At 42.7% G+C, this 13,274-nt stretch carries 11 protein-coding genes; 8 read left to right on the top strand and 3 right to left on the bottom strand.

All coding sequences use genetic code 11. From position 1 onward, the window contains the following. Position 1 precedes the first annotated feature (1 nt). Complete coding sequence (locus tag P2G54_RS11085) at positions 2 to 1,216, bottom strand: arginine deiminase family protein (RefSeq protein WP_275871106.1); 1,215 nt, start codon at positions 1,214 to 1,216, stop codon at positions 2 to 4. A 225-nt stretch (positions 1,217 to 1,441) separates the two neighbouring features. On the opposite strand from P2G54_RS11085, the gene P2G54_RS11090 reads away from it, so the two are divergent. Then, a complete protein-coding gene (locus tag P2G54_RS11090) occupies positions 1,442 to 2,188 on the top strand; it encodes a DUF4197 domain-containing protein (protein WP_275871108.1) in 747 nt (248 codons plus the stop codon). 79 nt (positions 2,189 to 2,267) lie between these two features. Here the strand turns inward: P2G54_RS11090 and lysS are convergent, their stop codons facing one another. After that, a complete protein-coding gene (lysS, locus tag P2G54_RS11095; RefSeq protein ID WP_275871110.1) occupies positions 2,268 to 3,974 on the bottom strand; it encodes a lysine--tRNA ligase in 1,707 nt (568 codons plus the stop codon). 64 nt (positions 3,975 to 4,038) lie between these two features. Then, positions 4,039 to 5,211 (bottom strand): proline dehydrogenase family protein, encoded by a 1,173-nt coding sequence (locus P2G54_RS11100; RefSeq protein ID WP_275871112.1) that lies wholly within the window; start codon positions 5,209 to 5,211, stop codon positions 4,039 to 4,041. A 155-nt stretch (positions 5,212 to 5,366) separates the two neighbouring features. Here P2G54_RS11100 and P2G54_RS11105 point away from each other — a divergent pair, with 155 nt between their 5' ends. The 7 genes from P2G54_RS11105 to P2G54_RS11135 all read left to right on the top strand — a co-directional run bounded on the left by P2G54_RS11105 (position 5,367) and on the right by P2G54_RS11135 (position 13,145). Further along, entirely contained in the window at positions 5,367 to 6,440 is a 1,074-nt protein-coding gene (locus P2G54_RS11105) for a bifunctional 3-deoxy-7-phosphoheptulonate synthase/chorismate mutase type II (protein ID WP_275871114.1), read from the top strand. A 398-nt stretch (positions 6,441 to 6,838) separates the two neighbouring features. Further along, positions 6,839 to 7,936, top strand: coding sequence for a chorismate mutase (locus P2G54_RS11110; RefSeq protein WP_275871116.1), 1,098 nt, complete (start codon positions 6,839 to 6,841; stop codon positions 7,934 to 7,936). A 96-nt stretch (positions 7,937 to 8,032) separates the two neighbouring features. Then, the gene (gene aroB, locus P2G54_RS11115; RefSeq protein WP_275871118.1) at positions 8,033 to 9,070 is read left to right on the top strand and encodes a 3-dehydroquinate synthase; all 1,038 of its coding nucleotides are present in this window, start codon (positions 8,033 to 8,035) and stop codon (positions 9,068 to 9,070) included. Positions 9,071 to 9,094: 24 nt separating this feature from the next. Next, complete coding sequence (locus P2G54_RS11120; RefSeq protein ID WP_275871120.1) at positions 9,095 to 10,321, top strand: 3-phosphoshikimate 1-carboxyvinyltransferase; 1,227 nt, start codon at positions 9,095 to 9,097, stop codon at positions 10,319 to 10,321. Then, positions 10,318 to 11,145: a prephenate dehydratase gene (locus tag P2G54_RS11125; RefSeq protein WP_275871122.1), complete on the top strand. Its 828-nt coding sequence runs from the start codon at positions 10,318 to 10,320 to the stop codon at positions 11,143 to 11,145. The genes P2G54_RS11120 and P2G54_RS11125 overlap by 4 nt, the downstream gene beginning before the upstream one ends. Continuing rightward, the gene (locus P2G54_RS11130) at positions 11,142 to 12,290 is read left to right on the top strand and encodes an aminotransferase class I/II-fold pyridoxal phosphate-dependent enzyme (protein ID WP_275871124.1); all 1,149 of its coding nucleotides are present in this window, start codon (positions 11,142 to 11,144) and stop codon (positions 12,288 to 12,290) included. The genes P2G54_RS11125 and P2G54_RS11130 overlap by 4 nt, the downstream gene beginning before the upstream one ends. Positions 12,291 to 12,296: 6 nt before the next feature. Next, a complete protein-coding gene (locus tag P2G54_RS11135; protein ID WP_275871126.1) occupies positions 12,297 to 13,145 on the top strand; it encodes a prephenate dehydrogenase in 849 nt (282 codons plus the stop codon). Positions 13,146 to 13,274: the final 129 nt, after the last annotated feature.

Raw genomic sequence — 13,274 nt, forward strand, 5'->3', positions numbered from 1 at the left:
ATCAAACTCGTGCCCTGCTCAATGGCATCGTCATACATCTTGGCCCTCCAAGCCCTCGACTAAGTTCAGAAGAAGGGATTTCGAACACCTCCACTCCCATATTTCTCAAAGCCCGGTTGGTATGAAGGTTCCTGTTATAGGAAATCACCCTTCTTGGTCCAACAGCAAAGACATTGGCTCCATCAAACCACTGCTCCCGCATGGAATAATCCGGATTGCCGTCTCCTGTGGACAAAACCTCCAAATGAGGAATTTCTCTGGCCAATACAGTCAGTAGTGATTCTTTCAGAACTTCTCTTTTGATATTGACGCGGTCTCCCTGAATATCCTTCAGAGTGTAAAGCGAAGTCTGAAGTACGGAGTTCATGGCATCGGGATAAGCCAGGACCAAATTCTCATCCAATACCGTAAACACGGTGTCCAAATGCATGAACTGACGTTTTTTGGGTAAATGAACCTCATAGACCCGCTGAACTGTCCCCTCTGCCAACAAAGCCTTCGCCGCATGATATATGGCTTTTTCGTCAGTCCGCTCTGAATTCCCAATTGCTACCGCTTCATGGGAAAGAATGATCACATCCCCTCCCTCAATACTGGGAGGAGTATCATGCCCATTCACCGGGTAGAGGGTTTTCACATGGTCTTTGAATTCGGGATGGTTTTCAAAAACCGTCCGAAGCAAATTCGCCTCCCTTTGTCTACCCTCCATCTTCATGGAGGAAAAAATAATCCCGCCCGGGGTCAAAGCCATGGGATCCCGCTGAAAATACAGGTTGGGACATGGGGTAATAGCGAAAGCTGAATCCATCAACTCACCAGTATTTAATTGAGGGATTTTTCTTTTCAATTCATGGATCTTGAGACCTGAAGTCAGAATAGTCGCACACTCTGCTGTGGAGTACCGCTCCAGAATCGCTTCGGCAAAATGGGACAAGCCAGCCCTTTTTAAGGATTCCTGCATCAAACGAAGCAAAATATCCTGATCATACAGCACCCTAATAAGCAGTTCTCTGAGCTGGAACACTGTAGCACCTGTAGTCTCCTTGATCAAATTCGAAAAGGCATCATGCTCTTTCTGCAATGCCTCCAAATAGGGGACGTCTTCAAAAAGCAAATACTCCTTGTTGTAAGGAGTCAGGCGGTCGATTTCCTTTCCGGGACGATGCATCAAAACCGCTCTCAGGGTTCCAAATTCAGAATTGATTCTCAAATTCATATTATAGAATTATCAATAAATAAGCTTATATATTTTTAATTTAACATTAAATCAATATAAAATTGAATATTCGTAAATTTTTTCAAGATTTTATTAGCAAAGAACGAATTAAACAAAAAACTTTTAAAGGAAACTATATTGGAGATTGGCCTTACTTTGGCTAATAAAAAAACCTGACCTACATCTCCCGGGTATAAAAGACTTACCAATCCAACTACTCCTATCATGAAATTCTTCTTTAGCCACTCCATTCTAAGTTCAGCATTTATCTTGTTATTTTCCCTTACATCCTGTCAGTCCAGTGCACAAATCGGAAAAATTCTTGAAAAAGCTGGGCAAATTTCTTCCACCCCAAGTACCTACGAAATCAGTAACGGTCTAAAAGAGGCTTTGGAAAAAGGAACAGGAATCAGCGCTGACAGGCTTTCAGTTGAAGATGGCTATCTTAAAAATCTGGAAGTCAAAATCCTTTTTCCCGAGGAGGCACAAAAAGTGGAAAAAACACTCAGAAACATCGGTCTCAATTCCCTGTGTGATCAGGTGATCACCAGTCTTAACCGGGCAGCAGAGGATGCGGCTCAGGAGGCCAAACCAATTTTTACAGATGCGATCAAGCAAATGAGCTTTCAGGATGTCCAGCAAATTCTACTTGGTGAAAACAATGCCGCAACCCAGTATTTTCAAGAAAGCACCACAAATGCTTTGACAGAAAAATTCTCCCCTATTATTGAATCCAGTTTGGGAAAAGTCAATGCCACCAAGTATTGGGGAGATGTCATGGTCCGATACAACAAAATCCCCTTAGTGAAGCCTGTTAGTACCGATTTGACTGCCTATGTGACAGAAAAGGCAATACAGGGATTGTTTATAGAAATCGCTAAAGAAGAGCTAAAAATCCGAGAAAACATCAGCGCTCGGACAAGCCCTCTCCTTCAGAAAGTTTTTGGCTATGCCGATAAGGAAAAGAATTAAAAAACTGCTTCTAATTTTCTGTTAAACAAAAAAACCGGAATCACTTCCGGTTTTTTTGTTCTTATGGCTCATCTCCAATTTACCCAACCAAATCCACTGTTAAACTCTCTCCTTCCTTGGTCACTTTGACCAAGCCTTTTTGAGAAAGCCCTTTCATGGAAACATCCCATTTTTTGCCGCTCAGGCCAGATTGGGCTTTCAGTTCCGGCAGAGAAGCTGGATGGTTTTGACTCAACAAATCCATGATCACTTTTTCCTCTTCAGTTAGTTCCACCGCTTTTTTCTCCGGTCTCATTTGAGGGAAGAATAAAACTTCCTGAATGGTAGTTTTATTGGTCAGCATCATGGTCAACCGGTCAATTCCAATACCCAAGCCCGATGTTGGAGGCATACCATATTCCAATGCCCGTAGGAAATCCTCATCCATCGCCATTGCTTCATCGTCTCCACGTGCAGCCAACTTCAATTGATCCTCAAAGCGCTCTCTCTGATCTATCGGGTCGTTCAATTCTGAATAGGCATTTGCGATTTCCTTTCCATTGACAAAAAGTTCAAAACGTTCCACCAAACCAGGCTCACTTCTGTGCTTTTTGGCCAGAGGTGTCATTTCGATTGGATAATCTGTAATGTAGGTAGGCTGAACCAAGTTCGCTTCGACTTTGGCACCAAAAATCTCATCTATTAGCTTGCCTCGTCCCATGGTGTCGTCCACCTCAATGGCCAGTTTTTTACAAACTTCCCTGAGTTCGGCCTCATCCATATGGCTTACATCAACTCCTGCATATTTCTTAATGGAATCATACATAGTCAACCTTCTATATGGGCCAGCAAAATTAATTTCCTGATCTCCCACTTTAACCACTGTATCACCATGAATGGACAAGGTTACTTTTTCCAATAAATCCTCCACCATCTCCATCATCCAGATGTAGTCTTTGTAGGCCACATAGATTTCCATGGAAGTAAATTCTGGGTTATGGGTTCGGTCCATTCCCTCATTACGGAACATCTTACCAAACTCATAAACTCCGTCAAAGCCTCCTACAATCAGCCTTTTGAGATAAAGCTCATTGGCGATACGAAGGAACAAAGGCATATCCAAGGTATTGTGATGGGTCTGGAACGGCCTGGCTGCCGCTCCGCCATGGACTGCCTGAAGAATCGGAGTTTCCACTTCCAACCAACCGTGATCATCAAAGTATCTACGCATGTTGGAAATGATTTTAGAACGGGTTATAAAGGTCTCCTTAACCTCTGGGTTAACAGTCAAGTCCACATAGCGCTGTCTGTATCGCAATTCGGGATCAGTAAACCCATCAAATACATTCCCTTCTTCGTCTCTTTTAACTACAGGAAGAGGCTTGACAGATTTGGAAAGAACCTTCAATTCGGTCACATGTAAGGAAATCTCACCTGTCTGGGTAGTAAAAATATACCCTTTGATCCCGATGAAATCCCCAATTCCCAGAAGCTTCTTAAATACGGTGTTATATAGAGTTTTGTCTTCCCCTGGGCAGATATCATCTCTTCGAACATAGATTTGAAGTCTACCGGTTGAATCCTGGATTTCAGCAAAAGAAGCCGAACCCATGATTCTTCGACTCATCAATCTACCTGCGATTGAAATGTCCTTATAGTCAGTTTTTCTGTTTTCGTAGTTCCTGTGAATATCTTCCGCAGTCACATTGATTGGAAAAGCCTCAGCCGGATAGGGATTTACACCTAACTGGATGAGTTCTTCCCGGTCTTTTCTGCGTTCAAGTTCCTGTTCGCTCAGAAGTTGCATTGTATAAATTGAATTATAGGTTCTAAATCTTTCCTGATTCTACTTTATAGATATTCAGAATGTTTTACTGTTTTCTCCTTCTTATTTCCCGCCTGACCAAATCAAACTCACGGCTACTTTGCCCTGCAATAGAGGTATTTTCGGCAGCTCTCCTTGTCAAATAGGGCATAACTTTCTCCACGGGTCCATATGGCACATACTTCACTACCCGGAAACCTGCCTTTGCAAGATTGAAGGAAATATTATCACTCATTCCATAGAGCTGAGAAAAGTAGACCAAGTCAGATTTTGGATCTATGCCATACTTGTTCATCAACTTTGTAAGTTCCAAGTTACTCTTCTCATTATGGGAAGCACAAACCAGATGGACTCCATTTTGGACACAATATTCTATTGCTAAATCATAATCCCGATCCGTTGCGGCCTTGTTGGGCTGGATGGGATCAGGATATCCCATTTCCTCTGCTCTCTCCCTTTCTTTCTCCATATAGGCCCCACGCACTGGCTTTGCTCCAAAAAGAAATCCCTTTTGCTTGGCAACTTCATGTGCCTTTTTCAGTCTGTCCAGAGAATCATGCCTATACATCTGGTAGGTATTGTACACCACACAGCGTTCACGGTTATATTTTTCCATGGCCTCATATGCAAGGTCATCAATCACATCCTGGAACCAGGACTCCTCGGCGTCCACCAGAATTTTGAGACCAAGGTCATGAGCGGTTTTGCAAAGTCGGTCCACCCTACCCTTCAGACGGTCGAAAGCCTTTTGCTCTTCTGATGACAACTTCTCGCCATTTTGCAGCTTCGTCATCAAATGAAAATCACCCAAGCCGGTGGTTTTGAATACCCCAAAAGGCATGTAATCCGTCTTTGCCGATTCTACCATCGTTTGGTAGATTTCCTCGGCAGTTTTATCAAAACTATCTTCGTCCCCTTTCCCCTCAACGGAAAGGTCAAGGATAGACTCAATCCCATACTCAGCTAGCTTTTTACAGGCATGAATGGATTCGAGAATGGTCTCCCCTCCACAAAAATGGCCAAACATGGTCTTTTTCATGATTCCCTTTACCGGGAAACGCAACTTGAAAGCCAAATTTGCAAGCCCAATGCCCAAACCTGAAATCAGATTGTTATTGAGCGTTGCAAAAATCAGATACATTTTTCTGAGTTCTGCATCACTTTTGGATGCAAAAGCAACTTCTAAGTTCTCGAAAGAAATTTTGGGTTTTACAGGCATAATGCTCAAATAAAGCTGCAAAGATATCAAAAAAACCTCTCCTGCTTGGTTTTTGTTGGGATATTTGGAAAGATTGGGAGTGTGATTTTCAGATCATTGGTAGCTTTGAAAACCAATATCCAATTGACAGAGTTTAAACCCAAAATATAAAAGCCTTGAATTCATTATTCGAACCGCTTCACCGGGATGAAAACAATTCCCCGCTCATTATAGCAGGCCCCTGTAGTGTGGAAAGTCCGGAGCAGCTTTTTTCCACCATAAAGGAATTAAACGCTCAGGGAATTTCTATCATTAGAGGAGGTGTATGGAAACCTAGAACAAGACCTGGAAGTTTTGAAGGACTGGGAACGGTAGCCTTACCCTGGATTGAAGAGGTAAAAAAAGAATTTCCCATACAATTTGGAGTAGAAGTAGCATCCTCCAAACATGTGGAAGCTGCACTGAAGCATCAAATTGATTTTGTATGGATTGGCGCAAGATCCACCGTCAATCCATTTACGGTTCAAGAAATAGCGGATTCATTAAAAGGGAGTAAAATTCCAGTCTTGATCAAAAACCCGGTAAATCCTGACCTCAGCCTTTGGCTGGGAGCAGTTGAAAGAATCGCAAATGCCGGGATCCGGCAAATCGCAGCCATTCACAGAGGATTCAGCAATTTTCGGGACAGCATCCATAGAAACTCCCCCATGTGGCAACTTCCAATTGAATTCAAGAGCCATTTCCCGGAAATCCCAATGATCAATGATCCTAGCCATATTTCAGGCAAGAGATCATTGGTCCCACTAATTGCCCAAAAGGCATTGGACTTGAATTTTGACGGACTCATGATTGAATCACACATCAGCCCGGATCAGGCTTGGTCAGATGCGACCCAACAAGTCACTCCCTTCGATTTGGGAAATATTCTCAAAAATCTAAAAACCCGAAAAATCAGATTCGAAGCTCCAGAAATGCTCGATCAATTGGAAGAAATCCGGCACCAAATCGACCAAGCAGACCATGAACTCCTCGAAGCCATTCATCGAAGAATGAATTTGGTTGAAAAAATAGGAGCTTACAAAAAGCTCAACAATGTAGCTGTGCTTCAAATGGAGCGATGGCAAGATATTCTCCAAAGTCGTAGCGGGTGGGCTAACTCTCTTGAAATAAGCCCCGAGTTAGTCAGGGAAATTATGAGCCTGATTCACCAAGAATCGATAAAGAAGCAGACTGAAATCATGGATTCCTGATCAAAATCGTATTCGGATAATTGACAAGATAAGCTTCAAAACAAGAAACCCACCCCATTGATTTACTAATAAGTATGGGGCGAAACAAAACATTCCAAATTTTATTCTGTTTTGAATCGAAAAAATTAGAGAATTTACCGAATCACAACCCAAACCTCCTTTTTTTAATGAAAAATCAAAAAAATGCTGAAAATTTAATTTGAATTTAAAATTACACCCCTTACATTTGAAACATGTTAATCACAGCAGCAATCTATTTTACCTTCTTTTACTTTTACTTTCGAAGCAAAAATCGAATCGGAGCTGTGTATTGTCTAGCCAAAAACTAAAAGAAATAAATAAATACAAAAGCCCGGTTCGAAAGAGTCGGGCTTTTTTAATTAAACACGCTCAGCCGTATGAAACCTCACAAACAAATTAAGGATTGGGGATTAGGACTTACCACCCCGCTAATTATTGCCGGACCATGCTCTGCAGAAACTCCGGAGCAGATCGAGCAAATTGTAAAGGAAATGAAGGACGAGAACATGATTCCTCAAATGTTCCGTGCCGGTATCTGGAAACCCAGAACTAGACCGGGTAGCTTTGAAGGTGTCGGAGAAGAAGGATTAAAGTGGATGGAAATTGTTCGGCATAATCTGAACATTCCCATTACTGTGGAGGTCGGAAATGCTGCCCATGCTGAACTTGCTTTGAAGCATAAAGTAGACGTGCTTTGGATCGGTGCCCGTACTACTGTGAATCCATTTGCGGTTCAGGAAATCGCTGAAGTTCTTCGGGGTGTTGACATTCCAGTAATGATCAAAAACCCAATGAACCCGGATCTTGATCTTTGGATAGGCGCATTGGAAAGAATGTACGCAGTAGGAATTGACAAACTAGCAGCCATTCATAGAGGTTTTTCTGATGCTTATGACAAACGTTTCAGAAACAAGCCAAACTGGTCTATGCCGATCCACCTGAAGCGTGTTTGGACTGGAATGGAAGTAATCAATGACCCTTCCCACATCGTAGGTCGCCGGGATGGTTTGTTGGAAGTAGCCCAGCGCGCCATGAACTTTGGTTTGGATGGTCTCATGATAGAAACACACCACGATCCAGACAAAGCCTGGTCTGATGCCAAGCAACAAGTGACTCCAAAAGCCTTGAAGGAAATGATCAATGCGATCGACTTCAAAGAGCCATTGGAAAACATGAAACCAGATGAGCGTCTTCAAGACCTAAGACGTGCAGTGGATCACCTAGATGATCAGCTTTTGGACATTCTTCAGGAAAGATTTGCCGTGATTGACCAGATCGGTTCTCACAAAAGAGAGCATCACCTAACCGTATTTCAGTCTGACCGCTGGAAAGATGTAATGGAAAGCCGAACCAAAAAAGGCGTGGAAAAACACTTGAGCGAGAAATTCATGAAAGAATTGCTTTACTCCATCCATGAGGAATCCGTAAAGCGTCAAGAAAAACAACTTCGCGAAGCCGAAGCAGTAAAAAAGTAATACAATAAAGCTGAGCTTATTAAGGTTTCAAGGGGAAGGTGTGACTTCCCCTTACCCTAATTTGTCTTAAATTAGAATTCGAAAACTTATTTCTTGGTGAATCCAATACTCTTTTCAAAGTCCATAGCCCAGGATCTCGGACAAGTGCTAAAGGAATATTCCTATTCCAGAATTTTTGTACTTACTGACGAAAACACCAAGCTACATTGCCTTCCAAAAATCAGCCATTCCATACCGGCAGACTCGGTTCATTTCACTATTCCGGCAGGAGAAATCCACAAAAACCTGGACACCTGCACCCAAATCTGGTCTAAGATGACTGCCGCCCAACTTGACCGCAAAGCCTTACTTATCAATTTAGGAGGAGGTGTTTTGGGAGATATGGGAGGATTTTGTGCCAGTATTTACAAAAGAGGAATTCGATTTGTCAATATTCCCACTACCCTGCTTTCTCAGGTAGACGCAAGTGTTGGAGGAAAACTGGGAGTGGATTTTCAAGGATTAAAAAACCATTTGGGGGTCTTTAATGAACCCGAAACAGTACTCATTGCCCCGGAATTTCTAGAGACCCTACCCCTTCAGGAATTGCGTTCAGGCTTTGCCGAAATCATGAAGCATGGGCTGATCCGGGACAAAAGCTATTTCGAAAATCTGGATCTAAAAAATTGGGAAAATTCCAATTGGACTGAATTGATCCGGCATTCAGTAGAAATCAAAAAAAGCGTAGTCCTTGAGGACCCGAAAGAATCCGGTCTTAGAAAGATCCTCAATTTCGGACATACCGTAGGTCATGCCTTTGAAACCTATTACCTGGACAGCCCGAAGCATTTACTTCATGGCGAAGCCATAGCTGCAGGAATGATATGCGAAGCTTGGCTTTCCTCAAAAAAATTGAGCTTACCTGAAACAGAACTCAAACAAATCGAACAGGCCTTTTTAAGCGTTTTCGGAAAAATTCAAATCGAAAACCGTGAAATAGAAGCCATATTGGACTTTTGCCTTCAGGACAAGAAAAACGAAGGAAGCACGCTGATGTTTTCCTTGCTGAATTCAATTGGGGACTGTACCTACAACATCCCCGTCACCCGGGAAGAAATCCGGGAATCAATCGCTTACTATCAAAGCCTCTCCTAAACCAAAGAAACCACAAAGTATATCATGGGTATTTTAAGCCTGGCACAAAAATCAGAGTTCGCCAATACTTCCATCCCTCTTCCCTCTTCTAAAAGCGAATCCAATCGGGTATTGGTAATTGACGCCTTGACTGAAGGCAAAAACAAAATCAGCAATCTTGCTGAAGCAAGAGACACCCAAACCATGATCAGTCTCCTGAAGAAAAACCCTCCGGTTTATGATGTTCTCGATGCAGGGACTACCATGCGCTTTTTGACTGCTTATGCAACTGTCACCAACCAAAACAAGGTAATGACAGGAACCCCAAGAATGTGTGAAAGACCTATTGGGATTCTGGTGGATGCACTAAGAAGCATAGGTGGAGAAATTCATTACCTCAATGTGGAGGGCTATCCTCCTTTGGCCATCCATGGGCTTTCGGAGCAAAAAACGGATAAAGTAAAAATCCGGGGTGATGTATCCAGCCAATATATTTCAGCCATGCTGATGATTGCTCCTGTTTTGCCTTTAGGATTGGAAATCGAACTGGAAGGAAAAGTGGGCAGCAGAACCTATATAGAAATGACTCTTGAGCTCATGGCTCAATTTGGGATTCAGTATAGCTGGGATGGAAACAAAATAAAAGTAGCTCATCAAGCCTATAAGCCCACTGAATTTGCTGTGGAAAGTGACTGGTCAGGGGCAAGTTATTGGTTTAGCTTACTCGCCTGCTCCGATTCAGGAGCATTGTTTTTAGAAGGTTTGAAGGAAAATAGTCTTCAGGGAGATTCCAAAATTGTTGAGATCATGGACCATTTAGGCGTAAAAAGCACCTTCAAGGACGGTGGGATCCTTTTACAGAAACAGCCTGTGAAAGGACTTAAGAGTTGGGATTTTACACATTGTCCGGACCTTGCTCAAACAGTAGCTGTAACCTGCGCAATTTTGGGACAGGACAGCATTTTCACAGGTTTGGAAAGTCTGCGAATTAAGGAAACAGATCGGATATATGCCTTACAGCAGGAATTGGCAAAATTCAATGCCGAGCTCAGGGAAATTGAACCGGAAGTCTTCAGAATCATTCCTTCTGTCACGATGCCAAACGAGGTCCAAATCCATACTTATGAAGACCACCGAATGGCCATGGCATTTATGCCATTGGTAACCAAGACAAAGGTATTGATCGAAGATCCCGAAGTTGTAAACAAGTCTTACCCCAGCTTCTGGAAACATTGCGAATTACTCCACATTTCCATGGAAACCAAATCATGAGCCAACGAAAGATAGCCATACAAGGAGTTCCGGGATCCTATCACCATCAGGTGGCACTGAGAGTTTTTGGAAACGAAGTAGAGATTCTGCCATTCAACACTTTTGAGACCGTTGCCAAATCCCTGGCATTTGACACAGCGGATTTTGGGGTAATGGCCATAGAAAACTCCATAGCTGGGGCAATTTTACCCAATTATGATCTCATAGATCGCTATGGGCTTCACATCAGGGAGGAATTTTACCTGCCCATTGCCCATCAGTTTATGGCTTTGCCCGGGCAACAAATAGAAGACATTAATGAAGTCCGCTCCCACCCTATGGCATTGCTACAGTGCAAGGCATTTCTGGCCCAGCATCCCCAGATCCTGCAAATCGATGATTTGGACACGGCTTCGGTGGCAAAAAGGATTGCTGAGGAAAAGCTCAAAGGTGTAGCCGCAATTGCCAGTGAAATCGCAGCGGAAATCTATGGGTTGGAGATATTGGCCAAAAATATTCAGACCGTGAAGGATAACTTCACACGGTTTATCATTTTGCAGAAAGAAAAAGTAGAGGCCACAGAAACTCCAAACAAAGCCTCCTTCAAAGTTACTATCCAAAATCAGGCTGGTGGACTTGCCAAACTACTAACTATGATCGCTGAGAAAGGCCTAAACCTCAGCAAAATCCAATCTATCCCCGTTATCGAAAAACCTTGGGAATATTCCTTTTTCATAGATGCGGAATTTTCGGATTATGCTCAGTTTTTAGAAGCCATGGACCTGATTCAAAAGGATTTTGGAGACGTAAAAATCTTTGGAGAATATAAGAGCAGAAAGGCATGAAAGGATTTGCGCATAGAATAGACAGCGTCCAGGAATATTATTTCTCCGCAAAACTCAGAGAAGTCAATCAATTGATTGCAGATGGCAAGCCTGTGATCAACCTTGGAATCGGAAGTCCAGACCTAGCTCCAGACCAGAGGGTCATCGATGCGATGAAAACAACCGTTGATCAAGCCCAATCCCACGGCTATCAGAATTACCAGGGAATTCCTGAATTGAGAATCAAAATCGCGGAGTTTTACAAAAAAGAATATGATGTAGAGCTGAATCCTTTCAAGGAAATTTTGCCCCTGATGGGATCAAAAGAAGGTATCATGCACATCAGTATGACTTTCTTAAACCCCGGAGACCAGGTTTTGATCCCTGATCCTGGCTACCCTACCTATTCCTCAGTAACCAAACTGGTGGAAGCCGAACCCATCTATTACAGGCTTGACCCAAACCGTAAAGGAAGACCTGATTTTGAGACACTTGAAAAATCAGATCTGAGTAAGGTCAAATTAATGTGGGTCAATTACCCGCACATGCCAACCGGTGCGGCAGGAAGTAAGGAGCTTTTTTCTGAACTGGTTTCCTTCGCCAAAAAGCATGATTTGGTTCTTATCAATGACAACCCCTACAGCCATATTCTAAACTCTGAACCGCTAAGCATTCTCAGTATTCCTGGGGCGGACGAAGTAGCCCTTGAACTCAATTCCCTCAGCAAAACATTTAATATGCCCGGATGGAGAGTAGGCATGCTTTGTGGTAGAGCTGACTGGATCGATGCCGTATTGAAAGTCAAATCCAACATGGATTCAGGTATGTTTTTGGGAATTCAAAAAGGGGCTATTGCAGCTCTGAGTCTTGGAAAACCCTGGTTTCAGGAATTGGACGATGTTTACAATAACCGCAGAAAACTTGTATGGAAGTTTGCTGAATTGGCAGGCTTGGGTTACTCCACCGAACAAGCAGGACTATTTGTTTGGTGCAAAGTTCCTGAAGGAAAAAATGCCGAGGAATTGGTGGATTACTTACTCTACGAAAAAAACATCTTTATCACTCCGGGAAAAATTTTCGGATCTGCCGGGGAAGGCCACGTGAGGATTTCCCTTTGCATGCCTGAATTTAAAATCCTGGAAGCAATTAATCGAATCAAACCTTAACCTATTATGCAAAAAATACACATTATCGGACTTGGACTTCTTGGAGGTTCCTTTGGATTAGGAGCCAGAAGAAAATTCCCCGAAGTCATTGTGACCGGAACGGACTCCAACCCCAAAAACCTGAAAGACGCCTTGACATTAGGCATTATCACAGAAGCAAAAGAAGCCCCCGATGCAGATACAGATTTGGTCATTTTAGCCACTCCCGCAGATTCATTGGGAGAATTACTCCTGAAAACTTTGGATCAAATCGGTGAAGAAACGCTGATTTTTGATTTGGGCTCTACCAAGGCTAAACTTTGCCAACTGGTGGAAAGCCATCCGAAAAGAAAACAGTACCTTGCCGCACACCCTATTGCAGGTACAGAATATTCGGGACCAAAAGCTGCATTTGCAGACCTATTGGACAGAAAAGTGATGATCCTTTGTGAACTGGAAAAGACAGATCTTCACCTTAAGGAAAAGGCATACGAACTATTCGAAGCATTGAATTTGAAGCTAAGATTCATGGATCCCGAAGAACATGACCGCCATCTTGCTTTCGTTTCCCATCTTTCTCACATCTCCTCTTTTATGCTTGGAGAAACAGTCCTTCAAAAAATGGAAGACGACAAGAATATTTTCGACATGGCTGGTTCCGGTTTTGCATCCACGGTTCGACTAGCCAAATCCAGCCCTGCCATGTGGGCTCCAATTCTCATCGAAAACAAGGAGAATATATTGAGTGCTTTGGACGGATATATTGCCAATCTACAGGCTTTCAGGGACAAAATTTCCGCCGGAGACAGCAATGGAATTTATGATGAAATGGCAAGCATCAATAAGATCGGAGAAATCCTGGATCTAGGGAAATAAGCCCCAATTTCAAATTCACCAATATAAAAAACCACGAATAGAATCGTGGTTTTTTTAGCTCTAAATCCTTGATTCAAATTAGATTGAAGATTTAGGCCTGAAAAATTTAGTAAATTCAAAATCAATAAC

This window comes from Algoriphagus sp. CAU 1675 (genome assembly GCF_029222925.1).
In the GTDB taxonomy this organism is placed as follows: Bacteria; Bacteroidota; Bacteroidia; order Cytophagales; family Cyclobacteriaceae; genus Algoriphagus.